A 26,455-nucleotide genomic window follows, 5' to 3' on the forward strand; every position below is an offset into this window, starting at 1 on the left:
ATTGCGCACTAGGCCGGGACGACAGATGTATATGCGGGCCGTTCGCCGTGCACCCCGTTCACATCATCCGCACAAATCTGCGAAAGCCCGGCGCGCCGGTCATCGCTTCGAAGGCGGCGTCGCGCTTCTCTTCGGCGAAGGCGAAGCCGGCCTTGGCATAGCAGCGTTCGGCGGCGGCGTTGCCGATCAGGAACGAGATCGATGCCTGCGTGTAACCGGCCGCCTTGCCGTCGGCGAGTGCGCGGCGGATCAAGTCCTGCACCAGACCGCCGCTACGATGGGACGCTTGTCGGGCGACATGCTCGATCAGCCAGTCGCCCTCGCCGCCTTGCACCCAGCAGTTACGGGCATAGCCGCCGCGCGCGACGATGGCATCGGCATCCATGCCGGTCTCTGCCGCGACCTCCTCGATCGCCGCACGTGCCGCGACGACCGTTCCGGATGCCGGCATCGCGCACAGCGCGGCGGCCGGCGCGCCATCGACTTCAGCGATCAGGAAATGGGCGACGTGATACCATGACCGCACCCGCGCCACGGCAAGCCGCGTCATGAACGCCAGGCATTCCGCCTCGCCCCGATCGAGCGCGATATCGAACCAGCCGCGCGGCAACGGGCCGCGCTGCGCGGCCAGGACGATGCCGGCGATGAAGCCGGCGTCGTCGGATCGTGCGGGACGGATCGAGGATCGTCCCGCGCCGATCATCTCAGGTGTTCTTCAGCGCGACGCGGAATTCGGCCTCGGTCTTGGCCTTGACCTCGTCGAGCGTGACCCCGTCGGCGAGCTCGATCAGCGCCATGCCGTCCTTGCCGTGCTTGTCGATGGTGAACACCGCAAGGTCGGTGACGACCATGTCGACCACGCGCTCGCCGGTCAGCGGCAGGTTGCACTGCTTGAGCAGCTTGGGGCCGTCCTTGGCGGAATGCTCCATCACGACCACGACGCGCTTGACGCCGGCGACGAGGTCCATGGCGCCGCCCATGCCCTTCACCATCTTGCCGGGGATCATCCAGTTGGCGAGGTCACCGTTCTGCGCCACCTGCATGGCGCCGAGGATCGACAGATCGATATGGCCGCCGCGCACCATGCCGAAGGAATCGGCCGACGAGAAATAGCTGGTCGAGGGCAGCTCGCTCACGGTCTGCTTGCCGGCATTGATCAGGTCGGCGTCGACCTCGTCCTCATAGGGGAACGGGCCCATGCCGAGCATGCCGTTCTCGCTCTGCAGGCTGACGTCGATGCCGTCGGGAATATAGTTCGAGACCAGCGTCGGAATGCCGATGCCGAGATTGACGTAATAGCCGTCGCGCAACTCCTTGGCGGCGCGGGCGGCCATCTGTTCACGGGTCCAGGCCATGAGGCTCTCCTGAAGGATTATGTTTTAGGCGGCGGGACGCGGACGGGTGTTGCGGAACTCGATCCGCTTCTTGCCGGTCCCGACCTCGATGATGCGTTTGACGAAGATGCCGGGGGTGTGGATGTGGTCCGGGTCGATCTCGCCGGCCGGCACCAGGTGCTCGACCTCGGCGACGGTGACTTTGGCGGCGGTCGCCATCATCGGGTTAAAGTTGCGCGCGGTCTTGCGGTAGACGAGGTTGCCGGCGGTGTCGCCCTTCCAGGCATGGACGATGGCGACATCGGCGAACAGGCCGCGTTCCATGATGTACTTCTCGCCCTCGAATTCCTTCACTTCCTTGCCTTCGGCGATCAGCGTGCCGACGCCGGTCTTGGTGTAGAAGGCCGGGATTCCGGCGCCGCCGGCGCGGATGCGCTCGGCCAGCGTGCCCTGCGGGTTGAACTCGAGCTCGAGCTCGCCGGCGAGATATTGCTGGGCGAACAGCTTATTCTCGCCGACATAGGACGAGATCATCTTCTTGATCTGGCGCGTTTCCAGCAGCCGGCTGAGGCCGATGCCGTCGACGCCGGCATTGTTGGAGACGACCGTGAGCCCCTTCACGCCGGAGTCGCGGATCGCGTCCGACAGGGTCTCGGCGATGCCGCAGAGGCCGAAGCCGCCCGACATGATCATCATGCCGTCCTTGAGGAGACCATCGAGTGCCGATTTGGCGTCGGGATAAACTTTGTTCATGCAGCGAATACCTGATGGAGGGCGCGGAACGGCTGTGGCAAAGCGGATTATTAGGCGAAATCTTCGCAGTGCGTCAATCATGGCCGGGTGCGGCGACGGGCGGCGGCCTGCGGCGATCAACATGGCCTTGAAAGCGACAAGAAAACCCTTCAAGTTGCGTGGGTTGGCAGGGGCCTCCGGCGAGAGCCCGCTGTGTTCGACGACGACCCGACAAAACTCAACCCGACCCGGATATGTCATTGACGATGGCCCAAGGAATTAAGCGCCTGGGGATGCCGATCGCGGCGCTTTTCGGCCTGGCGCTGGTCGGGCTGGTCGGAACGTCGTGGTTCCTCAACCGGGACGCGCTGCAGCGGGCGGTGGAAGCGCAGATCCGCGCCGTGACCGGGCTCGATCTCGTCGTCAACGGGCCGATCGACGTCTCGGTTTTTCCCGGCAGCTACGTCTCCTTTCATAATGTCGGGCTGAAGGGCGCCGATACCATCGGTCCCGCCCTACAGGTCGACGTGTTGACCGCCAATCTGCGCCTGCTGCCGCTGCTGCTGCGGCGGTTCGAGATTGCCGACGTCATGATGCTCCGTCCGCATATCCATGTGGTCCGCGACGGCGCCGGCGAGAGCAATTGGACGCCGTTCGTCGAGACCATCGCCAAGGCGATGACGCCCGGCGCCGAGAACCAGGTGTCGTTCTCCGAAATCCGGATCCAGGACGGCGAACTGAACTACCAGGACGGCACCAACAACATCTCCGAACAGCTTGGCGATATTGACCTGTCGCTGGCCTGGCCCTCGATCTCGCGCTCCTTTGCCGCAACCGGCCAGTTCGACTGGCGCGGCGAACGCGTCGACGGCTCGATCAGCGCCAGCGACTTCGTCGCGCTGTTGTCGGGCGACCGCTCCGGCCTGAAGGCACGGCTCGCCAGCGCGCCGCTGAAGGTTGCCTTCGACGGAACCGTCGCCAACCGCACCAGCCTGATGATGGAAGGCGTCGCCACAATGGACAGCCCGTCGCTGCGCAACGCGTTGCGCTGGATGGGACAGGCCCCGCCCGGCGGCGGTGGCGGCTTCGGCCGCTTCGCGCTGAAGGCCCGCGCCAATGTGGTCGGCGGCTCGGTCGCGCTCACCAATGTCAATGTCGAGCTCGACGGCAACGTCGCCGAGGGCGTGATGACCTATGCCAATAACGGCCGGCAGACGCTGCAGGCGACGCTTGCCGCCGGCAATCTCGATTTCACGCCTTACATCTCGACGTTCCGCCTGCTGGCCAGCGGTCAGCGCGACTGGAACAGGCAGCTGTTCGACCTGTCCTCGCTGTCGTCGACCGATCTCGACATGCGCCTGTCGGCGGCCAAGGTGACGGTCGGCCCGTCCAAGCTCGGCCGCACCGCATTCGGCGCCAATCTGCGCGGCGGCGCGCTGGCGCTCAGCGTCGGCGAGGCGCAGATGTATGGCGGCATCGCCAAGGGCTCGTTCGCGATCGCGCGCTCGGATGCGGTCGCCGACGTCAGGGCGCAATTCCAGTTCACCGATGTCGATCTGCAGGCCTGCGCCAGCGAATTGTTCGGCATCAACAAGCTGTCCGGCCGCGGCAACCTCAACGTCTCGCTGACGGCCTCGGGCTCGAGCCCGTTCGGGCTCGCGTCGTCGCTCGACGGCACCGCCACGCTGAACGGGCATGACGGCGCGATCGCGGGCTTCAATGTCGAGCAGCTGTTGAAGCGGCTGGAGAAGCGGCCGCTGTCCGGCGGCGGCAATTTCCGCTCCGGCTCGACGCCCTACGACAATCTCAGCATCTCGGTGAAATTCGCCGATGGCGTCGCGACCGCTGACGACATTCATGTCGAAAGCCCCACGGCGAAGATCACGCTGACCGGCACGGCCTCGGTGCCGTCGCGCGAATACGATCTGAAAGGTGTCGCCAGCCTGACCTCGGCATCGGCCGGCGGCAACGGTTTCGATCTGCCCTTCGTGATCCAGGGGCCGTGGGACGATCCGCTGATCTTCCCCGATCCGGAAAGCCTGATCCGCCGCTCGCCGGCGTCCGCCCCGCTGCTCGATGCGGTGAAGGATCGCAAGACCCGCGACGCGGTGCGCTCGGTGATCGAGCGCTTCACCGGCGGCGCCGCACGGCCCGCGGCGGCGCCCGATGCTGCGGCAGGCGCGCCCGGCGGCGCACCGGCGGCGTCGGCCGAGAATGCGAAGTCGAACTGATCGAATCCATTCACTTTGCGCATCGATGCACCGGGACCGATCCACGCGCTCGCCGCAAACCCCTACACAAGTCGGCGGCGCGACATCTTTATCGGGTCACGGGCATGCGCTAGTGTTTTCTCCAACCGGTTAAAAAGCCGGCCTCATGAGGGAGAACAACGTGAGATCCAAGGTTATCGGTGCGCTATCAATTGCGGTCGCCGCGGTCGGCCTGTTTGCCGCAACTGCACCCGCTCTCGCCCAGGGCAAGACGATCACCGTCTGGTGGGGCAAGGGATTTTACAAATCCGAAGACGACGCGCTGCTCGAGACGATCAAGAAATTCGAAGCCAAGACCGGCATCAAGGTCGAACTGTCGCAATACGCGATCCAGGACATGATTCCGAAGACGGTCGCCGCGCTCGATTCCGGCACCGTGCCCGACGTCGCCTATTCCGACTCCTACGACGTGCAGGCGCAGGGCAAATGGGCCTATGAAGGCAAGCTCGAGGATCTCTCCGACATCCTGCTGCCGATGAAGGACGCGTTCGCGCCGAACACGCTGGAGACGGCGCTGCTCTACAACGACGTCGCCAAGAAGAAGGCCTATTACGGCTTCCCGCTGAAGCAGCAGAGCATGCACGTCCAGATCTGGGGCGACATGCTCGAGAAGGCCGGCTTCAAGGCCGCCGACATCCCGACCAAGTGGGAGGATTACTGGTCGTTCTGGTGCGACAAGGTGCAGCCGGCAATCCGCAAGGCGACCGGCCAGCGCATCTACGGCGTCGGCCAGCCGATGGGCGTGGAATCCACCGACTCGTTCCAGTCGTTCTACACCTTCATGGACGCCTATCACGTCAAGCTGGTCGACGACGACGGCAAGCTCTTGGTCGACGATCCCAAGGTGCGCGACGGGTTGATTCACGCGCTGAAGGACTACACCGACACCTACATCAAGGGCTGCTCGCCGCCCTCCTCCACGACCTGGAAGGACCCGGACAACAACGTCGCGTTCCACAACAAGACGATCGTGATGACCCACAACTTCACGATCTCGATCGCGGCGAAGTGGTTCGAGGATTCCACCAACCCGGCGCTGACCGACGCGCAGCGCGCCGCCGGCAAGCAGGCCTATGAGCAGGACATCATCACCGCGTCCTTCCCGAAGGCGCCGGACGGATCGACGATCCGCTACCGCTCCGACGTCAAGACCGGGCTGATCTTCGCCAACGCCAAGAACAAGGCGGAAGGCAAGCAGTTCATTGCCTTCCTGATGCAGGAAGACAATTTGCGGCCCTATGTCGAGGGCGCGCTTGGCCGCTGGTTCCCGGTGACCAAGGCAAGCCAGGCGAGCCCGTTCTGGCAGGCTGACCGGCATCGCAAGGCGGTCTACAATCAGTTCACCGGCGGCACCGCGCCGTTCGACTTTACCAAGAACTGGAAGTTCACCATCCTGAACAACGAGAACGTCTGGGCCAAGGCCATGAACCGCGTCGTCAGCGAGAAGGTGCCGGTGGACAAGGCCGTCGACGAACTGATCGCCCGCATCAAGCAGGTCGCGGGGTAGACGTTGCAAGACCAGCTGCCGCGGCACATTTCTCTGGTCGTCCCTGCGAAAGCAGGGACCCATACGCCGCGGCGGTGATTTTGAAACATGCTGGTCACCGGCTTTCGTGCAATAACGAAAGCCGGTGGTTATGGGTCCCTGCTTTCGCAGGGACGACAGGGTAGGCGTAGGCGCAAGCGGTAGCTTGCTCAAAGAGTAACCGTATGGCGATCACACTCTCCGCATCCGATGTCCCCTCGCCGCCGTTGTCGGCGCGGCTGTCGCCGCCGCAGGTCTGGGGCATCGTGCTGCTCGCGCCCTATCTGCTCGTCTTCCTCGCCTTCGTGGTCTATCCGGTCGGCTACGGCCTGTGGCTGGCGCGCCATCCGGCGAGCTATGTCGCGCTCTATCACGACCCGATCTTCGCCCGCGCGGCGGTCAACACGCTGATCTTCCTGGTCATCGGCATCAACATCAAGATGCTGATCGCGCTGTTCCTGTCCGGCTTCTTCGCCCAGCAGCGGCCGTGGATCAGGTGGCTGTCTGTCATCTTCATCCTGCCCTGGGCGGTGCCCTCGATCCCGACCATCCTGTCGGTGCGCTTCATGCTCAATCCGGAATGGGGCGTGGTCAACCAGCTGATCTTCAAGTTCACCGGCGACGACGGCCCGAACTGGCTGAACGATCCCTCGGTCGCATTGGCGATGGCGATCGGCGTGCACATCTGGAAGTCGCTGCCGTTCTGGACGCTGATCCTGCTGACCGGACGGCTCGCCATCTCGCACGATCTGTACGAGGCCTCCGACGTTGACGGCGCCAATTGGTGGCAGAAATTCCGCTACATCACCTGGCCGTCGATGCAGACGCTCTATGTCACCTGCACGCTGCTCTCGATGATCTGGACGCTCGGCGACTTCAACAGCGTCTATTTGCTCACCGGCGGCGGGCCCGCCGACCTCACCCACGTGCTGTCGACCCTGGGCATCCGCTATCTGCGCCTCGACCAGCTCTCGCTGGCGATGGCCTCGATCGTCTGTGCGATGCCGTTCGTGCTGCCGCTGGTCTATTACATGATGAAACGGTTGTCGCGATGAAGCTGCCCACCCTCCGCGAAGTCGGCACCGAAGCCAAGCTGCTCCTGATCGGCATCCCGGTCTTCATCTGGACCATGATCCCGATCTACCATATGTTCGTGTTTGCGATCTCGCCGAAGGAGGACGCGTTCTCCGGCAAGGTGTGGCCGGCGCATCCGACGCTGCATAATTTCGAGATCGTGTTCAACCAGCAGCACTACTTCCTGCGCGACTTCTGGATCCAGTTCTGGAATTCGACCGTGATCGCGCTCGCGGTCGGCGCGCTGACGCTGTTCGTCGCCACCGCCGCCGCGTTCTCGATCTCGCGGCTGCGCGTGCCGGGCGGCCGCGCCGTCATGAACATGGCGCTGTTCACCTATTTCATCCCGGCCGCGTTCCTCGCCGTGCCGATGTACCGCACCATGGGCACCTATGGCCTCTTGAACAATCACTGGTCGCTGATCCTCGCGATGGTGACGATCGCCGCGCCATACGCGATCTGGGTCCTGAAGCAGGCCTCCGACAAGCTGCCGGTCGAGCTCGACGAGGCCGCGACGATGGACGGCGCCACCACGCTGCAGCTGTTCCGCCTGGTCTACGTGCCCTTGATGATGCCCTCGCTGGTCGCGGTCGGCACCTATGCGATCCTGCTCGCGTGGAACGAATATCTCTACGCGTTCCTGCTGCTGTCGAAGGACACCGACATCACGCTGCCGGTCGCGCTCGGCAACTTCCTCGCCGCGGACGACTCGCCGTGGGAGCTGCTCATGACCACCGGCTTCATCTACGCGCTGCCGCCGGCCGCGGTCTATTACGCCTTCAAGCGCTACATGGTTGGCGGGCTGACGGCAGGCGCGGTTAAATCTTGATGCGCTGTCATTCCGGGATGGTGCGCTAGCACCAGACCCGGAATCTCGAGATTCCGGGTTCGATGTTTCACATCGCCCCGGAATGACGGAAACTACAACGGCGCGGCGCTCTCGCCGCGCGCGCTCGACAGTTTCGAGGCGAACGAGGCGACCACGATGATCACGGCGATCAGGGCGATCACCAGCGTGCAGATCGCGTTGATCTCGGGCTTCACGCCGAGCCGCACCTCGGAATAGATCCGGATCGGCAGCGTCGCCGAGCCCGGGCCGGTGGTGAAGCTCGCGATCACGACGTCGTCGAGCGACAGCGTGAAGGCCAGCATCCAGCCGGCGACGATCGCCGGCACGATCAGCGGCAGCGTCACCAGGAGGAACGCCCGCACCGGATCGCAGCCGAGGTCCATCGCAGCCTCCTCCAGGCTGCGGTCGAGCGTGGAGAGGCGCGACTGCACCACGACGGTGACGAAGCACATCGTCAGCGTGGTGTGGGCGATCGTCACCGTCCAGAACCCGCGCTCGGCGTTGAGCGCCACAAACAGCAGCAGCAGCGACAGGCCGGAGATCACCTCCGGCATGACCAGCGGCGAGTACAGCATGCCGGAGAACAGCGCCCGCCCCCGGAACCGCTCGCCGCGCGCCAGCCCGACCGCCGCCAGCGTGCTGCCTAGCAGTGTCGCCAGCGTCGCCGACACCGCCGCGACCGACAGGCTCATCCACGCCGCCTCCAGCATGGCGCGGTCGCCGAAGAACTCGCGGTACCAGCGCAGCGACCAGCCGCCCCACACCGTCACCAGCCGCGAGGCGTTGAACGAGTAGATCACGAGGATGACAATCGGCAGATAGAGGAACGCCAGCCCGAGCGCCAGCGACGTCATGTTGAAGCGGGTGAGCCTGGTGACCGTACGCGCCATTAGCGGCCCGCCTCCAGCTGGCGGCGCTGCAGGCGGTCGTAGAGCACGAGCGGCGGCACCAGCAGCAGCAACAAGGCGACCGCGGCGGCCGATGCGACCGGCCAGTCCTTGTTGGTGAAGAACTCGAGCCACAGCGTCTGTCCGATCATCAGCGAGTTGGAACCCGCGAGCAGGTCGGGGATCACGAACTCGCCGACAACAGGAATGAAGCAGAGCAGCGCGCCGGCGCCGACGCCGGGCAGCGACAGCGGGAACGTCACCAGCCAGAACGCTTGCAACGGCGAGGCGCCGAGATCGCCCGCGGCCTCCAGCAGCGACGCGTCCATCCTGGAGAGCGTCGCATAGAGCGGCAGGATCATGAACGGCAGATAGGAATACACGATGCCGAGGTACATCGCGCTGTCGGTCGACAGCCAGACCACCGGCGTCGACACGATATGAAGCGCCAGCAGAACCTGGTTGAGCAGGCCGTCATGCTGCAGGATGTTGATCCAGGCATAGATGCGGATCAGGAACGAGGTCCAGAACGGCACGATGACCAGCATCATCGCCACGCCCTGCCAACGCTGCGGCAACCGCGCCATGCCGTAGGCAATGGGATAACCGATCAGGAGCAGGATCAGCGTCGAGCTCACCGCGACGACGAGGCTGCGCAGATAGGACAGGATGTAGAGGTTGTCCGAGATCAGCAGGCGGAAATTGTCGAACGACAATTGCGCGAACGCCGCGGCCAGCGCCGCGCGGCCATCGGTGAAATCGAACACCGGCGTATAGGGCGGCTGCGCGATCGCGGTCTGCGACAGGCTGATCTTCAGCACGAAACCGAACGGCACCAGGAAGAAAAGCACCATCCAAAGATAGGGCGCGATCGCGGCGAACCGCGCCGGCCGGGCGAAGATGCGGCGCGCGCTCATTGCTCAAGCACCAGGCAATCGTCGGCGGTGAACCATGCCACCACGCGCTGGCCGGCGAGATAGGCATCGACATCGAGCCGCGCGGTATTGGCCATCGACGCGCGCACCACCGCGCCCGTCTCCAGCTTCACCCGGTAGCTGGTCACGCCGCCGAGATAGTTGACGTCGGTGACGACACCCTCCAGCCGGTTGATCGCATGCGACGCGCCCCCGTCCGTTGCCGGCGCGCGGCGCGATAGCTTCACCTTCTCGGGGCGGATCGCGACGGCAACGACCTGCCTGGTCACCGGTGGCCGCAGCTCGCTGACCGCGAGCGTGCCCGCATCAGCGGTCGCGACCGTCAGGCGCCCATTCTCGCGGGACGTGACCTCGCCGTTGAACAGATTAATGTCGCCGACGAACTCGGCGATCCAGCGCGAGGCCGGCGCCTCGTAGAGATTGCGCGGGGTTGCGACCTGAACCAGACGGCCGGCATCCATCACCCCGATGCGGCCGGCCATCGTCATCGCCTCCTCCTGATCGTGGGTGACGATGATGAAGGTCGTGCCGAGCCGGCGTTGCAGTTCCATCAATTCGGCCTGCGTGCTCTCGCGCAGCTTCTTGTCGAGCGCGGCGAGCGGCTCGTCGAGCAGCAGCACCTGCGGCCGGCGCGCCAGCGAGCGCGCCAATGCGACGCGCTGCCGCTGTCCGCCGGAGAGCTGGTCGGGCTTGCGCTTCTCCATCCCCTCGAGCTTGACCAGCGCCACCATCTCGGCGACGCGCGCGGCGATATCGCCGCGCGCGTCGCCGGCACGCTTCAGCCCGAAGGCAATGTTGTCGCGCACCGACAGATGCGGGAACAGCGCGTAGTTCTGGAACATCATGTTGACGGGCCGCCCATGCGGCAGAACCTGCGCGATGTCGCTGCCGCCGAGCAGGATGCGGCCCTCGTCCGGCGTCTCGAAGCCGGCGAGCATGCGCAGCAGCGTGGTCTTGCCGCAGCCGCTCGGGCCGAGCAGCGCGAAGAACTCGCCGACGCGGATATCGAGCGAGAGCTTGTCGACCGCGCGGAAATTGCCGAACGACTTGGCGACACCCTCGATCCGCAGCAGCGGCATGTCCGAGACGGCCGGTTCAGGCAACGGCCTTGCCGCCTCCGCACTCGCTTCGCCCGATGTCACGTCCGTCAGCCCCGATTCCCCGTAAGGTCCGATTCTGGCGGCAAGCTAGCGGCGGATCGGCACCGGCTCAACCGCCTCACGGACATCTCCCGCAATATTGTCGGCTTCCATGCCTCTGCTAGACTCCGCAGCCAAATCCGGGAGGGCAACCGATGATTCACGACCGCTACGGCCTGCCGCTGACCACCACCTCGGACCGCGCCGCCGCTTATTATGTCGACGGCGTCGATCGCATGCTGGCGGCGCTGCACGGAGCCGATGCCGCGTTCGAGGCGGCGATCGCCGAGGACCCGGACTTCGCGTTGGCCCATCTCGGCCGTGCCCGCGTCCACCAGCTCAACATGGAAGGCACCCAGGCCCGTGCCAAGGCGGCCGATGCGCGACAGCTGGCCGCGGCCGCAAGCCCGCGCGAGCGTCAGCACATCGAGATCATCGCGTCGGTGATCGAGGGCCAGGGCAAGAGGGCGATGACAGCGGCCGAACAGCATCTCAGCGAATATCCGCGCGATGCGCAGATACTCTCGCTGTTGCTCGGCGCCTTCGGCCTCTATGCCTTCTCCGGCCGGTCCGACCATGACGCCGCGCGGCTCGCAATCTCCGAACGTTACGCCGGCGACTATGGCGACGATTGGTGGTTCCTCACCTATCTCGGCTGGTCGAAGACCGAGGCCGGCGATGTCGTGTCCGGCCGCGCCATCACCGAGCGCGGCTATGCGCTGAAGCCGGAGAACGCCGGTGCCGCGCACGCCGTCGCGCATGCGCTGTTCGAGCAGGGCGACGCGGCGGAAGGCCGCAGCTTCCTCTCCGCCTGGCTGCCGGCGAATGATCGCACCAGCTTCCTGCAGGGCCATCTCGCCTGGCACCTCGCCTTGATCGCAATCGAGGAAGGCGACGCCGACAGCGCGCTCGACATTTACGAGCAGCACATCAAGCCGGCGGGCCGGCCCTATCCGCCGCTCAATATCTTCACCGACACGGCCTCGCTGCTGTGGCGGCTGACGGTCGCCGGCAAGACCGGCCTCGAGCAGCACTGGAAGGATGTCGCCGTCTATGGCGACGGCTATTTCCCGAAGGCCGGCGCGCATTTCGCCGACGTGCACCACGCGCTGGTCGCAGCGACGACGAACAACGACGCGCTCGAGGCGCGGCTGGTCGAGATGGCGGCGCGCGACGCCGACGGCAGGCTGGCGCCCGGCCCTGCGGCGATCGGGCTTGGCCGCGGGATCGCGGCGTTCGCCGCTGGCGATCACGACGACGCCGTGCGCATCCTTGCGCCGCTGATGCCCGAACTGGTGCGGATCGGCGGCAGCCATGCGCAACGCGAATTGTGGGAGGATACCTTCATCGTCGCGTGCCTGCGCGCCGGCCAGGGCCGGCAGGCAACGAGCCTGATCTCGGAGCGGCTGCATCGCCGTCCGTCCCGGCGCGACCTCGCGTGGTCACACGAGGCCGCGAGGCAATAGCCGCTGCTGGAGCCCTTCTCCTTCCCCCTCAAAACAGGGTAATCGCATTTGGAATGAACCGATTCTTCCGCGCCGTCATGGCCGGGCTTGTCCCGGCCATCCACGTCTTTTCTTCGCGTGGAAACGGAGACGTGGATGCCCGGGACAAGCCCGGGCATGACGAGTTTGTGGGAACTCCGAATCCCCACCCGCTTTGCTCTGGCGAGCAAAGCGACCTCCCCTTTTCAAGGGGAGGTTTGAAGCGAGCTCAATCCATCTTCGCCATGAACGTCGCAAGCGCGTCGCGATCGGCTTGCGGCATGGTCAGCCCGAGCTTGGAGCGGCGCCACAGGATATCGTCGGGAAAGCGCGCCCATTCCTTGCGCATGAGGTAGCGCACCTCGGCGCCGGTCAGTTCGGGACCGAAGGCCGGGCCGAGATCGGCCTTCTCTTTGGCGTCGCCCAAAATGTCCTTCACATTCAACCCATAGGCGGCCACCAGCCGCCGCGCCGGCGCCTCGCCGAGGAAGCGCCAGCGGTCGCGGGCGATGTCGACCTCGGTCTCGAAGCGCTGCCACGCGAACTCGCCGCCCGGCAGCGGCGCCGTTGCGGTCCAGCGCGGTGTCATCGGATAGAACCGCGTGAACTCCGACACTGCCCGCTCGGCGCGGCGCCGCGCGGTGGTGACGTCGCCGCCGAAGGTCGTGAGCAGCGGCGCCTTGCCGCGCCTGATATCGAGCAGCGCTGCGCCATCGCTCATGTGCCGGCGCGCGGGCACGACCACGGAATTGGCGCCGGAGACGGTCCGCAGCACATCCACTGGAGCGATCTGTTCGCGAAAGTAGCGATTGGCGGCGTCGCAGAGATAGGCCTCCTCGCGCACGCCCATCGCGACAACCGCCGGATCACCCTTGAAGGGATGACTGACGCTGCCGATCAGGGTGAAGTCGCGCTCGTAGGGACTGGCGAAGATCAGCCGGCCGTCAGGGTTCTGAAACACATAGACGTTGTCGCAGTCGAACAGGCGGCGCACCACGATCTGGCTGATCTGCACGGTCGCAAGCTGCGGCGTGGACACGCGCAGCACGATGTCGGCGACCGAGGCGGTCCACGCGCCGGTCGCGTTGACCAGCGCCCGCGCCGTGATCGCCCGCCGGTAGCCGCGGTCGATCGCGACCAGCTGCCAGGTCTCGCCGCGCTCGGCCCGGGTCACGCGCGCGCCGGTGCGGATATCGGCGCCGCGCGCTGCGGCATCGACGGCGGTGAGCACGACGAGCCGGGAATCGTCGACGACGCAGTCGGAATATTCGAACGCGGTTCCGAACGGCCGCTTCAGCGCATTGCCGACCGGATGGTGGGTGACATCGAGCGTCGCCGAGCGCGGCAGGCCGCTGCGCGAAGTCAGCCGTTCGTAGAGCAGCAGCAACGACCGCAACTGCCACGGCGGCCGCTCCTCGGCATGCGACGGGATCACGAAGCGTACCGGCCGCACCAGATGCGGCGCGATGCGCAGCAACACGTCGCGTTCCCTCAGTGCCCTGCGGACGCGGAAGAGCTCCCGCCGTTCCAGCCCGGCCAGATCGCCATGGACCAGCCGCGGCGAAGCCTGCGATGCGCCGGAACCGAGATCGCCCTGTTCCAGCAGGATCACGCGCAGGCCGCGGCCGGCGGCATCACGGGCAATGCTCGTGCCGTTCAGGCCACCGCCGATGATCGCGACGTCATAGTCCGCCATGGGCAACGCCTATCGCATTTTCATGCGAACAAAAGACGGGTTCGCACGAAAAATGCGTCAAGGCGCGGCGCTGAACTACATGATGTCCGGGTGAATCACGGCGCACTCACCTCTCCCGCTTGCGGGGGCGAGCGTACGCTTGCACGATTTCGGAATATTGGAATAATGCCCCTGAGTTGCCCGACGTGTCAAGTAGCCTGCTCGAATGCCGGCCGCCGCCGGCTACTTTGCATGGGGTTGTTTTCGATATTTTGGCAGCGCTCCTCCTGCGACGGCCCCGCAAGCGGGAGAGGCACACCGTCTTCGCGACGGCGATCCAATCTGACTCCATCACCCGCTAGTCCGCACCGGCCGCGGCAAAGAACTGTTCCGGTCCATCGACCTCGATCAGCTTCCTGCCTTCGATTACCCAGAACCGGTTGGCCACCGTGCGCACGAAATGGCGGTCGTGCGACACCAGGAGGCAGCTGGCCTGCTGTTCCATCAACTCGTCCTCCAGTGCCTCCTGGCCCTCGACGTCGAGGTGGTTGGTCGGCTCGTCGAGCAGATAGAAGTTCGGCTGGGTGAGCCGCAGCACCAGCATGCCGAGACGGGCCTTCTGCCCGCCCGACAGCCGCCCGATCGGACGGCCCTGCATCTCGATCGAGAGCCCGGCACCGGCGAGCAAGCCGCGCGCCCGCTGATCGCCGGCCTCGAAGCGCCGCGTCAGCATGCGCATCGGCGTGTCGCTATCGGCGAGATCGGCCAGTGCCTGGTCGCAATAGCCAAGCACCAATGACTCGGTGGCCCGGATCTCGGCCGCTGCCGCTGCGGCATTCTCGATCGCCAGCCGCAGCGCCGCGACGAACCGGGTCTTGCCGGCGCCATTCGGCCCGAGCAGCGCAATCCGGTCGCCCTTGCAGATGAACTGCTGGCCGGTCCTGAACAACAGCCGGCCCTCGGGCGCGGCGATCCCAGCGTTGGTCAGCCTGATCAGGACCTTGGCATGGGTGTCGCGGTTGGCGAGCCGGATCGTTCCAACCGAGCGTTCCAGATGCGCGGGCTTCGCCGTCTCCTCCAGTCTCTCGGCGCGCTGCTTCAATTGCCTGGTCTTCGACAGCAAAAGGTCGCTGCCGGAATTGATGCCGAGGTTGTTGAGCTTCGCGGCCTGCTGCCGGAGCCGCCGCACGGCCTTCATGTCGCGCTGATAGCGCCGCTCGTCCGAGGCATCGAATTCGTCGATCGCCGCGCGCGCCGCGGTATAGGGCAGCGAGAACAGCTGCGACCGCTCCGGGCGCAGGAACAGCGTCCGGTTGGTCGTTGCATCGAGAAAGGCGCGATCGTGGCTTGCGATCACCACCGGCATCTCGCGCGGCAACGCGTTCAGCCAGGCCTCAAGCCGGCCGATCTTGGCGAGATCGAGATGGTTGGTCGGCTCGTCGAGCAGCAGCACATCGGGCTCGGTCACCAGCACGCAGGCGAGCACCGCAAGCCGCAACCAGCCGCCGCTCAGCTGCTTCAGCGGTCTCGTCCACAGCTCCTCCGGAACTTCGAGCGATTGCAGGGCGAAGTCGACCCGCCAGCCCTCGCTGGCGCGCTGCTCGCCGGGAAGCGCCTCGAGCACGGCGGCGTGGAACGGCGTATCCAGCAGTCTTGGCGGCGCATCCTGCTCGACATGGCCGACGGTCAGTCCGCGCGCACGAGTGATGTCGCCTTCGTTAGGCTCCATCGCATCTGCGATACAGCGCAAAAGCGTGGACTTACCGCGGCCGTTGGCGGCCACCAGCCCGATACGGTCGCCGGCATTGACGACAAAATTCAGTTCGGAAAACAGCGGCGCGTTCAGCGTCACGCCGAGGTTGCGTACATTGATGAGGGTCACGATCAATTCTCTGGTCTTGCCGGCGATCGCGACATCCCGAGGCGTCCAGCCATCATCGGATGTGCGTGTCGAAGCGCGGCGAGGGATTCATGTGCAGGCACGAACGCTCAAACGTTCGACGCCGCACGGCCACGAAGGGCAGACCAGGAAGAGATGTTGCGCGAGTTTCCGGTCAGCCCTGCAAACGCATCTGCAGGGCGTTGACGGGGCCACGCTTGAGGTGGGGATCGGTGTATCTCGCCACGACGCGGCCCTCCTTTCTCGGCTGAAATGATGTGGTGGGTCGAGATGTAGCCGGGCGAGCAACGGATGGCAAGCATAGCCGGCCGGGCCGGCGACCATTCAGGCCAAATTACCCGGCTCTGCGCACGGTCTCCGCAAGCTGGTCGCCACCGACCAGCCCGGCAAATTGGCCGATCGGGGCCGGCCTGCCGATCAGATAGCCCTGCACCGCGTCGCAGCCCTCTTCGGCGAGGAAGCCGAGCTGTGCCTCGGTCTCGACGCCTTCGGCGACGATCGACATTTCAAGGCCGTGGCCGAGATCGATCACCGCGCGCACGATCGCGGCCGATTGCGGGTTGCGGCCGAGATTGATGACGAAGGCGCGGTCGATCTTGATCTTGTCGAACGGAAACGCCTGCAGGTAGCTCAGCGAGGAATAGCCGCTGCCGAAATCGTCCATCGAGATGCGGACGCCGAGCGCCTTCAGCCGCCGCAGCAGCGACAGGCCGCGGTCGAAATCCTCGATCAGCACGCCCTCGGTGATTTCGAGCTCGAGCCGGTCGGGCGTGAGCCCGGTTTCGAGCAGGATCGAATGCACGAGGCCGACGAGGTCGCCATGGGTGAATTGCGCCGGCGACAGGTTCACCGCAACCTGCAGCGGGATCGCCCAGGAGGCCGCCTCCCGGCAGGCTTCGCGCAGGATCCATTCGCCCATCTCGACGATCAGGCCGCTTTCTTCCGCGAGCGGAATGAAGTCGCCGGGCGGCACGAAGCCGCGCACCGGATGGTGCCAGCGCGCCAGCGCCTCGAAGCCGATGATCCGGCTGGCCGCCACGCTGCCGCCCGCGGCGGCCTGCGGCTGGTAGTAGAGCGACAATTCGCCATTCTTGATCGCGACCGACAGCTCCTGGTGCAGCACGCGGCGATCGCGGATCTGCTGGTCCATCTCCGGCTCGAAGATCGAGATCGTGCCGCGCGACTTCGCCTTGGCGCGAAACAGTGCCGCGCCGGAATTGGCCAGCAGCGAGGCCGCGTCGGATCCGTTGTCCGGGAACACCGCGATCCCTGTGGTGAGCCCGGTCCGCACCGACTTGCCGTCGATCAGGAAATCCTGCCCGAGCGCCTCGGCGGCCTGCTCGGCCAGTGCGATGCCGGCGACCGGCTGCTTGCCGTCGATGATGAGGCCGAACTCGTCGCCGGACAGCCGCGCCACCACGCCGCCGCGCGCCACGGTCTGCAGGCGCTGCGCGACCTCGATCAGCACCTTGTCGCCCATCGCATGGCCATAGACGTCGTTGATCTCCTTCAGCCCGTCGAGGTCGACGCAGAGCACGGCGAACTCCTCGTCGGTGCCGTCGCAGGCCTCGATCATCTGGGTCAGCGCCTGCAGGAAGGCGGCGCGGTTCGGCAGATCGGTCAGGCCGTCATGATAGGCCATGTGCGCCATGCGCGACTCGGTCTGGCGCCGATCGGTGACGTCCTCATGGGTCTTGATCAGATATTGCGGCTCGCCGACATCGTCGAGCACGGTCATGCGGCGGGTCAGGAACAGCCGCAGGCCGTCCTTGGTCGAGATCGGATGCTCCTCGGCGATCATGCTGCGCTTCCTGATCGCGGCCTCGTCGCGGGCGATGATCAGCTTGGCTTCACGCGCATTGAAGATGTCGGACGCGGTCAGGCCGGCGGCGTCCTCGCGGCGGCGATTGAGGATCGTCTCGGCGCTGCGGTTGGCCAGGAGGTAGCGGCCGTCGCTGACCCGCTGCACGATCAGCGAGACCGGGATGTTGTCGACCACGAGCTCGAGGAACTTCTTGTTGTTCTCGAGCTCGCGCGACAGCGAACGGCGATCGGTGACGTCCTCGAACAGTGCGATCAGGAATTCCGGCTCGCCGGCCTCGTTGCGGGCGATCACGCGGTTGGAGGCGAGGATCCGCTTGTCCGATCCGCGTTCGACGAAGAATTCGCTGCGATGATAGCCTTCCGCCGCGTTCAGTGCCGCGCGGTCGGCGGTGTCGATGCTGGCGGCGGTCTCGGGGCGGAAGATCTCGTCGGCGCGCTTGCCCACGATGTGATCGCGCGAGAAGCGCGAGAAGCGCTCGAAGGCGCGGTTGGCGAAGATGTAGCGGCCGTCCTCGATGTTCTTGGCCGCGACGCAGACCGGAACGTTGTCGAGCACCGATTCCAGGAATTGCGTGGTCGAGGCGAGCTTCCGCGACAGCTTGCGCTGGTCGGTGCAATCGAGATGGGTCGCGACCGAGCCGCCGTTCGGCAGCGGAAAATACTTCACCAGCACCGACCTGCCGCCGGGCAGCTCGGTGACCAATCCCTCGGGCGCCGCGGCCCTGGCGAAGAAATCTTCGGCGCTGAGGTCGAGCACGCCGCGGTCGCGGCGCAGCTCCAGCAGCTCGACGCCCGTCATGTTGCGCCGGATGTCGGCACGCGACAGGCCGTAGATGTCGAGGTAGCGGTCGTTGCAGAACACGATGCGCTCCTGCGCATCGGTCATCACCACGCCCTGGTTCAAATGGTTGAGTGCCGACGAGACGAAGGCGTTGCGCCGCAATTGCGCGCGCTTCGCCTTGCGCAGCGCCGAGAGGATCCACAGCCCGACCGCGCCGAGAAAGGACGCCACCACCACGCTGCCGATCAGCAGCTCCCAGACCACGCCGGGATCGAGGCTGCCGAGATAGCTGGACGGCGCGAACGCACCGGTGCCGGCCCGGGCTGCAGCGCACGGCGCGACGGCGGCAATCAGGCAGAGCACGGCCTTTGCCGGAATCGAATTCTTCCCGCCCGCCTGCACCTTCCTGCCAGCCATCGATCACCCGCGGATTTCCGGGGCGAGTGTCCGGCTCCGGCGGTTTGGATCGGGTAAACGCGTACTGATGCAACCGGAAAATGCTGACTCAATTAATGGCAATTGCCCTGACATGATTAATGCTCCACTAACAGGGCATGGCTTCCCAACTATTTGAGATGGCCCAAGCACTTGCCTAATAAGCACTTGCCCAAAGCGACCGGATCGGCTGAACGATGTTGGCGGCAGCGGCCAGGGCGCGGCCGGGCGGAAATTTTCGGACCTGAAGGACGAGATGGACAGGGTTGATTGCGTGATCGTCGGTGCGGGGGTGATCGGCCTCGCGGTGGCGCGGCGGCTGGCACAGGCCGGCCGCGAAGTGATTGTGATCGAGGAGGCCGAGGGGATCGGCACGGTGACCTCGTCGCGGAACAGCGAGGTGATCCACGCCGGCATCTACTACCGCGCCGGCAGCCTGATGGCGCGGATGTGCGTCAGCGGCAAGCGGGCACTCTACCGCTACTGCGCCGAGCACGGCGTTCCGCACAAGAATTGCGGCAAGCTGATCGTGGCCACCACGCCTGCGGAGACTGAGAAGCTGCAGTCGATCCGCGCGCATGCGAAAGCCAATGGCGTCGACGACATGCAGCTGTTGTCCGGCGAGGCGGCGCGCGCCCTGGAGCCGGCGCTGAATTGCGACGCAGCGCTGCTGTCGCCCTCGACCGGGATCATCGACAGCCATGCTTACATGCTGGCGCTGCGCGGTGACGCCGAGGAGGCCGGGGCGGCGTTCGCCTTCCATACGCCGCTGCTCCACGCCAGGGCCACCGCCGACGGGTTCGAGATCGAGGCCGGCGGCGCGGCGCCGATGACACTGGCCTGCGATCTCCTGGTCAATGCCGCCGGGCTCGGCGCGACGGCGGTCGCGCGCAACGTCGAGGGCATGCCGATCGAATTGATTCCAACGGCCTATTTGGCCAAGGGCAATTATTTCAGCTGCAGCGCCAGGGCGCCGTTCTCGCGGCTGATCTACCCGGTGCCGGAACCCGGCGGGCTCGGCGTGCACCTGACGCTCGACATGGCCGGACAGGCGAGGTTCGGGCCCGACGTCCAATGGATCGATCACATCGATTACGCCGTCGACCCTGATCGGGCCGAGCGGTTCTATCCGGCGATCCGGAAATATTGGCCGGCCCTGCCGGACGGCGCGCTGATGCCGAGCTACTCGGGAATCCGCCCCAAGATCGTGCCGCCGGCGGTGGCGACGCAGGACTTCCTGATCCAGGGGCCGGCCGATCACGGCGTCGCGGGCCTGATCAACCTGTTCGGGATCGAATCGCCCGGACTGACGTCATCGCTCGCGGTCGCCGACCATGTCGGCGAGTTGGCGGAACTCTGAGCAAATACAGTATGGCCGTCCGGGGGATGCGCGCGCACTTGTGCGTTCATCCCTCGGTGAAAGGCCAGGCTATTTGCTAATTTGCAGGGGGGCGGTCTAGTGGACCGTGTCGTCGGCGGACAGTCTCAACCGCTCGATTTGATCCTTGACCATCAACTTGCGGCGCTTCAGCTCGCAAATATGCAGGTCGTCTACGGAGGGGTGAACGAGCGCTTCGTGCAGTTCGTTCTCGAGTATTTTGTGTTTACGCTCCAGCTCAATGAGATGGGCCTGTATTGCCATTGCGAACTCTCCTCGGTGCGTTAAACCTCAGGTTCGATCCGGATCGCCGAGTGTACACAAGTGGACGGCGCTGTCGATGGGGAACGCGAAATGCCGCACGCACTCATTTCGGTTTATCTGTAACCAATCGTGACTATGGAACCGGTCTGGCTTGCGCGGCGCGCGCGCAAGGAGGATATTCCGGCGAGCGGCGACTTCCGCCGCAACAACCTCATCGTGCTTATCAGTTAATATACAACCATGAACGATCAGGATGAGCGCGAACTAATCGCCGAGCTCGCGCGTCTGCAACAAGAGCACCGCGACCTCGATGCCGCGATCGACGCGCTGCACCAGTCGCCGGCGCCGGATCTCTTGATGCTGCAACGCTTGAAGAAGCGGAAGCTGCAACTCCGCGATCGCATCGCCTTCATCGAAGACCAGATCACGCCCGACATCATCGCCTGACGCGCGTCGCGGCGCGGGCCTTCGCGGTTCGGCGCTTCCGGTTCAGGCCGGGCGGCGGTTTTCCCCGTCATCCACAGCGCCGCACCGGCTTCACGTTCGCGGCAACGGACGCGAGGCGGTTTCCCGGCGCTTGACTCTATCGGAACAAAAAGAGAACATAACGATCCAGCCGCCAGCCATCAGAGGGAGTTTCGCCATGTCCGCACCGCCTTCCCTGCCCGACAACAGCCGCTACGAGAAGGCCTGCGATCAGGCGATCGCGATGTGCGACGGCAACCTGCGCAGCACCATCAAGGCGCTGATCATGGCCAACGAATATCTGGAAGCCGAGCTTGAGGAATTGCAGGCCGCGATCACCGCCGGCTGCGTGCCGGCGCAGACCCCGGCGGCGAGCGATGCCGCCTGATCCTTGGCCTGATCCTTGGCCTGATCTTCAGGGAGCACAGCGATGGCCGATGTAACCTATTACGTGGCACTGCCCTTCATGCAGGATGATGACGGCACGCCGGTCGCCGGCAATGCCGAGGAATGCCAGAGCTCGGCGGTCGCGCTGCGCCGCGCGGAGACCATGTCGCGGATGCCCGGCAGCATCGGCGCCGTCGCGTTCAGCCGCACCGGCGATCCCGCGATCGGCGAATTCGGCGATGCCAAGCTGTTGCGGGCCTACGGCAATGTGCCGGAGGATCTGAGCGCGCTTTGATCTCTCAAGCGCGATGGGATCGGGTCGAATCATCATCGTTTGAGCATGATCTTTTCGGAAAACCGCTTCGCACTTTTCCGGATCATGCTTAGGATTCGTGGCGCCGCTGCGCTTTGCGCACATACATCGCACGGTCGGCCTCATCGAGAACGCGATCGATGTCCGAATGCGCGGTGAGGATCGCAACGCCCGCGGAGGCACCTGCGGTGACCTGGCTGTCCCGGAACATGAAGGTCAACCGATCGATCGCCTCTTCCAGCGCAGCCGCCTTGGCGCGGGCATCGATCTCGCTGAGATTCCACAGCAGCACGGCGAACTCGTCGCCGCCGAGACGGCCGATCACGTCGGAAGCGCGCACCTGATCCGATATCGCGGCAACGATCGCCTTCAGCACCTCGTCGCCCGCCGCGTGGCCGAAGGCATCGTTGATCGGCTTGAGGCGATCGACGTCGAGCACGATCAGCGCGCCGGAGGCCTGATAGCGCTTGATGAAGGAGAGCGAACGGGCGAGCTCGCGCTCGAATCCGCGCCGGTTCAGGATGTCGAGCAGGAAGTCGGTCTCGGCGGAGGCCTGCAGCTCCTCGATCCGGGCCTGCGCCCGCGCCAGCTGCGCCCGCAAGCTGCGGATCGTCGATTTGTCGCCGGATGCGACCGCGCCTCGCGTGGAAGCTTCGGTTCCAGCCCGTTTGGTTCCAGCCCGCTTGGCTCCAGTCTTGCCCGGCCCGGATTTGCGTCGTTTCGCGGCCCCGGAGGCGGCCGCCGTCGTCTTCTTCTTCATGCGCATCCTTGTTGAGGCCTGCTTATGAAGGCTTGCCGGGATTCACCAAGACAGGATAGTCCATTCTAACTCCCTTGCCACGCCTTGGATGACGCCCGGGCCGCCCCTATAATCGGCCTATGCTTTTGGATTCCTGCACAGAATTGAAGAGATGACCGCTCCGATCGCCATCATCATGGGAAGTCAGTCCGACTGGGAAACCATGCGCCATGCCGCCGAGACGCTGGCTGCGCTCGGTGTGGCCTGCGAAACGCGCATCGTTTCGGCCCACCGCACCCCGGATCGACTCTACGCCTTTGCCAAGGGCGCCAAGGCAGCCGGCCGCAAGGTGATCATTGCCGGCGCCGGCGGCGCCGCCCATTTGCCGGGCATGACGGCCGCGCTGACCGAACTCCCGGTGTTCGGGGTTCCCGTCGAGTCGAAGGCGCTGTCGGGCGTCGATTCGCTCTATTCGATCGTGCAGATGCCGGCCGGCGTCCCGGTCGGGACGCTCGCGATCGGCAAGGCCGGCGCGATCAATGCCGCGCTGCTCGCGGCGAGCGTGCTCGCACTCAACGATCCGGCTCTGTCGGCCCGCCTTGCGGCCTGGCGCAAGCAGCAGACCGACGCGGTCAACGAGCATCCGGAGGGCGCGGCGTGACGGCTTCGAACGGAGTGAAGCTGAAGCCGGGCGACACCATTGGAATCCTCGGCGGCGGGCAATTGGGCCGGATGCTGGCGATGGCGGCGGCGCGCCTCGGACTCCGCTGTCAGGTGTTTTCGCCGGATCCGGACTCCCCGGCGTTCGACGTGGTGCAGAACGCGACCTGCGCGGAATATGCCGACGTCGAGGCGCTCGAACTGTTCGCCAACGACGTCGACGTCGTCACCTATGAATTCGAGAATGTCCCGGCCGCGACCGCGATGGTGCTCGCCGCGCGCCGCCCGGTGCTGCCGGCCTATAAGATCCTCGAGACCACGCAGGACCGGCTGATCGAGAAGGATTTCATCAGCAAGCTCGGCATCGGCACCGCCGACTACGCCGACGTCTCCTCGGTCGGCACGCTGCGCACGGCGATCGAGCGCATCGGCCTGCCCGCGGTGATCAAGACTCGCCGCTTCGGTTATGACGGCAAGGGCCAGGCCATCATCCGCGCCGGCGACGATCTCGAACAGGTCTGGCAGGACCTCGGCACCAAGTCGGCCATCCTCGAAGCCTTCGTGCCGTTCGAACGCGAGATCTCGGTCATCGCCGCCCGCTCCGCTTCAGGTGACGTAGAATGCTTCGACGTCACCGAGAACGAGCATCGCGACCACATCCTGAAAACTTCCCGCGCGCCCGCCGCGATCCCCGATGAGCTTGCCGCGCAGGCGCGCGCGATCGCCGAAAAGATCGCCTCGGCGCTCGATTATGTCGGCGTGCTCGCGGTGGAGATGTTTGCGGTGCCCGGCAACGGCAGCAAGGCGACGGTGCTGGTCAACGAGATCGCGCCGCGTGTGCACAATTCCGGTCACTGGACGCTCGACGGCGCCTCGATCTCACAGTTCGAGCAGCACATCCGCGCGATCGCCGGCTGGCCGCTGGGCAAGCCGGTGCGTCACGGCGATGTCGTCATGACCAACCTGATCGGCGACGATATCCTGAGCTACGAGCAGTGGCTCACCGTTCCCGGCGCCACGGTGCATCTGTACGGCAAAGGCACGCCGCGCCCCGGCCGCAAGATGGGGCACGTCACCGAAGTGACGCCGGCCCGCAAGCCATAGTTCACACGCGGCCCGCAAGCCGCCTTCGACGCATCGATGGAAATGGGATCGTGGCAGCCACGATCCATTAGAGCATCGGCTCTGATTCAATCAGAACCGATGCTCTGGATTCTTGTTTACGCGTTTTCTTCACGCGAACCGGCGTCCACTTCGCTCGAAAACGCTCTCGCCGATCACGCCGTCTTCGCGCCGGCGACGATGCCGGCCGGCTCGTCGCTGAGCCAGCGATAGATCACGCCGCCGAGCGCACCGCCGATCAGGGGCGCGACCCAGAACAGCCAGAGCTGCCCCAGCGCCCAGCCGCCGACGAACAGCGCCGGTCCGGTGCTGCGCGCCGGGTTCACCGACGTATTGGTGACGGGAATGCTGACGAGATGGATCATCACCAGCGCGAGGCCGATAGCGAGCGGCGCGAAGCCGGCAGGCGCCTTGCCATGGGTCGATCCCATGATGATGAACAGGAACATCATGGTCATCACCACCTCGGTGATGAAGCACACCACCATGTTGTACTGGCCGGGCGAGTGCGCGTCATAGCCGTTGGAGGCAAAGCCCTTGCTGACATCGAAGCCGGGCGCGCCGCTCGCGATCACATAGAGCAGCCAGGCCGCGATGATGGCGCCCACGACCTGCGCGATGATGTAGGGCAGCACCTGGCCGCCCGGGAAGCGCCCACCCGCGGCGAGCCCGACCGTCACCGCCGGGTTGAGGTGGCAACCCGAGATATGGCCGATCGCATAGGCCATGGTCACCACGCTCAGCCCGAAGGCCAGTGACACGCCGACCAGGCCGATCCCGACCTGCGGAAAGCCGGCCGCGATCACCGCGCTGCCGCAGCCAGCGAATGTGAGCCAGAACGTACCGATGGCCTCGGCAGCGTATTTCTTCATCTCCATCTCGCATCTCCCCTATTTCCAATGTCCGGGTTATCCAAAACGCCGGGAGCGGCCCTCATCTGGGCGCCAAACCACCCAAATCAGGGCCGCACAATGGCATTTTCGCCCTATTTCGTGGCTTTACTAGGCCCGAAAGTCACTCGACCGGTGGACATCTGCGCGTTTCTCTGATACATGCGCGCGCCTAGGGTTAAGAGGCAGGCCTTTTGCCGCCTCTTCACCTCGCCAGAATTCCGAACCGATCAATTCAAAAGAGGATGCCGCGTGCAGGTTCTCGTCCGCGATAACAATGTCGACCAAGCCCTGAAGGCGCTGAAGAAGAAGATGCAGCGCGAGGGCATTTTCCGCGAGATGAAGCTCCGCGGTCACTACGAAAAGCCCTCCGAGAAGAAGGCCCGCGAAAAGGCCGAAGCCGTGCGCCGCGCACGCAAGCTGGCGCGCAAGAAGCTGCAGCGCGAAGGCCTGCTGCCGATGAAGCCGAAGCCGGTGTTCGGCGCTGGCCCCGGTGGCGACCGCGGCGGCCGTCCGGGCGGTGCAGGCGCTGGTCGCGGCCCTCGCTGAACCGTTTTGCCGATATGGAAGTCTAACAGCGCGGGCCACGGGCCCGCGTTGTCGTTTTGAAGCACGCCGCGTTCCGGGGTACCCATGCAAAACGACCGGCAAGAGCATTTTGCATGACGGCTGATCCGGCAGCCCGCCCGCCCTTTCCAGGACCCGCGCACCGCCGTTGCGCGCCGCATCTCGTCATCATTGCAGTGGTTCTCGGCCTGCCGCTCGGGGGCTGCTCCTTCGACCTCGGTTCATGGGGCTCCTCGGACGACAAGCCGAAGCCGGCTGCCACCGCCGACAAGCCCGCCGCCGACACCATCACCCCGCAAGACGTCAACAGCGCCAAGGATCACACCACGCGCGCTCAGGTGCTGGCGCGCTCCGGCAAGCTCGACGAGGCGATGGCGGAGTTCGAACAGGCACTGGCGGCCGACCCTTACAACATCCAGGCGCTCTACGGCCGCGCTCTGATCTATCAGGGCCGCGGACAGCATCAGCAGGCGATCGACGATTTCACCGCGGCCAGCGGGCTGTCGCCGCAGAAGGCCGAGCCTCTGGTCGGCCGTGCGACCAGCTACCTCGCGCTCGACAAGGCCAAGCAGGCCGCCAGCGATCTCGACGAGGCCGTGCAGGCCGATCCAAGCAATGTTGCGGCGTGGAGCGCTCGCGGCCAGGCCTATGAGCGGCTCGGCGACAAGGCCAAGGCGGCGGCGTCCTACAATCGCGCGCTCGCGCTGCGGCCAAGCGACGGCAACGCGCGCAGCGGGCTGGCGCGCACCGGCGGCTAAGCATGATGAGATTAGGTTGAGCTGGAAACGGCGTCGAAGGTTCACCTCTCCCGTGGGAGAGGTCGAT

The 26,455-nt window shown here is 65.5% G+C and carries 25 protein-coding genes; 13 read left to right on the forward strand and 12 right to left on the reverse strand.

Annotated elements, in window-relative coordinates:
* Positions 1–58: 58 nt before the first annotated feature.
* From IF803_RS29850 to IF803_RS29860, 3 genes are read right to left on the reverse strand one after another with little or no spacing between them, the layout of a single operon-like run.
* The gene (locus IF803_RS29850; RefSeq protein WP_461194521.1) at positions 59–703 is read right to left on the reverse strand and encodes an N-acetyltransferase; all 645 of its coding nucleotides are present in this window, start codon (positions 701–703) and stop codon (positions 59–61) included.
* 1 nt (position 704) lies between these two features.
* Complete coding sequence (locus IF803_RS29855; RefSeq protein ID WP_018268725.1) at positions 705–1,355, reverse strand: 3-oxoacid CoA-transferase subunit B; 651 nt, start codon at positions 1,353–1,355, stop codon at positions 705–707.
* A gap of 24 nt (positions 1,356–1,379) precedes the next feature.
* A complete protein-coding gene (locus IF803_RS29860) occupies positions 1,380–2,087 on the reverse strand; it encodes a CoA transferase subunit A (RefSeq protein WP_461194522.1) in 708 nt (235 codons plus the stop codon).
* 245 nt (positions 2,088–2,332) lie between these two features.
* On the opposite strand from IF803_RS29860, the gene IF803_RS29865 reads away from it, so the two are divergent.
* The 4 genes from IF803_RS29865 to IF803_RS29880 all read left to right on the forward strand — a co-directional run bounded on the left by IF803_RS29865 (position 2,333) and on the right by IF803_RS29880 (position 7,764).
* Complete coding sequence (locus IF803_RS29865; RefSeq protein WP_028340606.1) at positions 2,333–4,297, forward strand: AsmA family protein; 1,965 nt, start codon at positions 2,333–2,335, stop codon at positions 4,295–4,297.
* Positions 4,298–4,457: 160 nt separating this feature from the next.
* Positions 4,458–5,843: an ABC transporter substrate-binding protein gene (locus IF803_RS29870; RefSeq protein ID WP_028340607.1), complete on the forward strand. Its 1,386-nt coding sequence runs from the start codon at positions 4,458–4,460 to the stop codon at positions 5,841–5,843.
* A gap of 203 nt (positions 5,844–6,046) precedes the next feature.
* Positions 6,047–6,916 carry a carbohydrate ABC transporter permease gene (locus IF803_RS29875; protein ID WP_092085065.1) on the forward strand — a complete coding sequence of 290 codons (870 nt, stop codon included), beginning with the start codon at positions 6,047–6,049 and terminating at the stop codon, positions 6,914–6,916.
* Positions 6,913–7,764, forward strand: a complete 852-nt coding sequence (locus IF803_RS29880; protein WP_461194524.1) for a carbohydrate ABC transporter permease — start codon at positions 6,913–6,915, stop codon at positions 7,762–7,764. The genes IF803_RS29875 and IF803_RS29880 overlap by 4 nt, the downstream gene beginning before the upstream one ends.
* Positions 7,765–7,856: 92 nt before the next feature.
* On the opposite strand, the gene IF803_RS29885 is transcribed toward IF803_RS29880, so the two are convergent.
* From IF803_RS29885 to IF803_RS29895, 3 genes are read right to left on the reverse strand one after another with little or no spacing between them, the layout of a single operon-like run.
* On the reverse strand, positions 7,857–8,675 hold the full coding sequence (locus tag IF803_RS29885) for an ABC transporter permease (RefSeq protein WP_461194525.1): 819 nt from the start codon (positions 8,673–8,675) through the stop codon (positions 7,857–7,859).
* Positions 8,675–9,589, reverse strand: coding sequence for an ABC transporter permease (locus IF803_RS29890; protein WP_461194527.1), 915 nt, complete (start codon positions 9,587–9,589; stop codon positions 8,675–8,677). The genes IF803_RS29885 and IF803_RS29890 overlap by 1 nt, the downstream gene beginning before the upstream one ends.
* Positions 9,586–10,686 (reverse strand): ABC transporter ATP-binding protein, encoded by a 1,101-nt coding sequence (locus IF803_RS29895; protein WP_461194559.1) that lies wholly within the window; start codon positions 10,684–10,686, stop codon positions 9,586–9,588. Before IF803_RS29895 ends, IF803_RS29890 begins: the two co-directional genes overlap by 4 nt.
* Positions 10,687–10,982: 296 nt before the next feature.
* Between IF803_RS29895 and IF803_RS29900 the strand changes: the two genes are divergently transcribed.
* Entirely contained in the window at positions 10,983–12,212 is a 1,230-nt protein-coding gene (locus IF803_RS29900) for a tetratricopeptide repeat protein (protein ID WP_461194560.1), read from the forward strand.
* A 247-nt stretch (positions 12,213–12,459) separates the two neighbouring features.
* On the opposite strand, the gene IF803_RS29905 is transcribed toward IF803_RS29900, so the two are convergent.
* From IF803_RS29905 to IF803_RS29915, 3 genes are all read right to left on the reverse strand, one after another.
* Positions 12,460–13,926 carry a glycerol-3-phosphate dehydrogenase gene (locus IF803_RS29905; RefSeq protein WP_461194528.1) on the reverse strand — a complete coding sequence of 489 codons (1,467 nt, stop codon included), beginning with the start codon at positions 13,924–13,926 and terminating at the stop codon, positions 12,460–12,462.
* Between the two features lie 337 nt (positions 13,927–14,263).
* The gene (locus IF803_RS29910) at positions 14,264–15,787 is read right to left on the reverse strand and encodes an ABC-F family ATP-binding cassette domain-containing protein (protein WP_461194529.1); all 1,524 of its coding nucleotides are present in this window, start codon (positions 15,785–15,787) and stop codon (positions 14,264–14,266) included.
* Positions 15,788–16,139: 352 nt separating this feature from the next.
* Complete coding sequence (locus IF803_RS29915) at positions 16,140–18,827, reverse strand: sensor domain-containing protein (protein WP_461194530.1); 2,688 nt, start codon at positions 18,825–18,827, stop codon at positions 16,140–16,142.
* A gap of 262 nt (positions 18,828–19,089) precedes the next feature.
* Between IF803_RS29915 and IF803_RS29920 the strand changes: the two genes are divergently transcribed.
* Positions 19,090–20,205: an NAD(P)/FAD-dependent oxidoreductase gene (locus IF803_RS29920; RefSeq protein WP_461194561.1), complete on the forward strand. Its 1,116-nt coding sequence runs from the start codon at positions 19,090–19,092 to the stop codon at positions 20,203–20,205.
* Between the two features lie 96 nt (positions 20,206–20,301).
* Here the strand turns inward: IF803_RS29920 and IF803_RS29925 are convergent, their stop codons facing one another.
* Positions 20,302–20,487 carry a YdcH family protein gene (locus IF803_RS29925; protein ID WP_016847370.1) on the reverse strand — a complete coding sequence of 62 codons (186 nt, stop codon included), beginning with the start codon at positions 20,485–20,487 and terminating at the stop codon, positions 20,302–20,304.
* A gap of 240 nt (positions 20,488–20,727) precedes the next feature.
* Here IF803_RS29925 and IF803_RS29930 point away from each other — a divergent pair, with 240 nt between their 5' ends.
* The 3 genes from IF803_RS29930 to IF803_RS29940 all read left to right on the forward strand — a co-directional run bounded on the left by IF803_RS29930 (position 20,728) and on the right by IF803_RS29940 (position 21,634).
* Positions 20,728–20,934: a YdcH family protein gene (locus IF803_RS29930; protein WP_016847372.1), complete on the forward strand. Its 207-nt coding sequence runs from the start codon at positions 20,728–20,730 to the stop codon at positions 20,932–20,934.
* 196 nt (positions 20,935–21,130) lie between these two features.
* The gene (locus IF803_RS29935; protein ID WP_411781816.1) at positions 21,131–21,340 is read left to right on the forward strand and encodes a hypothetical protein; all 210 of its coding nucleotides are present in this window, start codon (positions 21,131–21,133) and stop codon (positions 21,338–21,340) included.
* 42 nt (positions 21,341–21,382) lie between these two features.
* On the forward strand, positions 21,383–21,634 hold the full coding sequence (locus IF803_RS29940; RefSeq protein ID WP_018268738.1) for a hypothetical protein: 252 nt from the start codon (positions 21,383–21,385) through the stop codon (positions 21,632–21,634).
* Positions 21,635–21,722: 88 nt separating this feature from the next.
* On the opposite strand, the gene IF803_RS29945 is transcribed toward IF803_RS29940, so the two are convergent.
* Positions 21,723–22,418 carry a GGDEF domain-containing protein gene (locus IF803_RS29945; RefSeq protein ID WP_461194532.1) on the reverse strand — a complete coding sequence of 232 codons (696 nt, stop codon included), beginning with the start codon at positions 22,416–22,418 and terminating at the stop codon, positions 21,723–21,725.
* Positions 22,419–22,563: 145 nt separating this feature from the next.
* Between IF803_RS29945 and purE the strand changes: the two genes are divergently transcribed.
* Both purE and IF803_RS29955 read left to right on the forward strand, forming a co-directional pair.
* Positions 22,564–23,052 (forward strand): 5-(carboxyamino)imidazole ribonucleotide mutase, encoded by a 489-nt coding sequence (gene purE / locus IF803_RS29950; RefSeq protein WP_461194534.1) that lies wholly within the window; start codon positions 22,564–22,566, stop codon positions 23,050–23,052.
* The gene (locus IF803_RS29955; protein WP_461194536.1) at positions 23,049–24,155 is read left to right on the forward strand and encodes a 5-(carboxyamino)imidazole ribonucleotide synthase; all 1,107 of its coding nucleotides are present in this window, start codon (positions 23,049–23,051) and stop codon (positions 24,153–24,155) included. The genes purE and IF803_RS29955 overlap by 4 nt, the downstream gene beginning before the upstream one ends.
* Positions 24,156–24,328: 173 nt before the next feature.
* Here the strand turns inward: IF803_RS29955 and aqpZ are convergent, their stop codons facing one another.
* Complete coding sequence (gene aqpZ / locus IF803_RS29960) at positions 24,329–25,051, reverse strand: aquaporin Z (protein ID WP_016840586.1); 723 nt, start codon at positions 25,049–25,051, stop codon at positions 24,329–24,331.
* A 264-nt stretch (positions 25,052–25,315) separates the two neighbouring features.
* On the opposite strand from aqpZ, the gene rpsU reads away from it, so the two are divergent.
* Together rpsU and IF803_RS29970 are read left to right on the forward strand one after the other, a co-directional pair.
* Entirely contained in the window at positions 25,316–25,612 is a 297-nt protein-coding gene (rpsU, locus tag IF803_RS29965) for a 30S ribosomal protein S21 (RefSeq protein ID WP_021078544.1), read from the forward strand.
* A gap of 113 nt (positions 25,613–25,725) precedes the next feature.
* Positions 25,726–26,388 (forward strand): tetratricopeptide repeat protein, encoded by a 663-nt coding sequence (locus tag IF803_RS29970; RefSeq protein WP_461194538.1) that lies wholly within the window; start codon positions 25,726–25,728, stop codon positions 26,386–26,388.
* Positions 26,389–26,455 lie beyond the last annotated feature (67 nt).

The organism is Bradyrhizobium sp. UFLA06-06 (assembly GCF_054820065.1).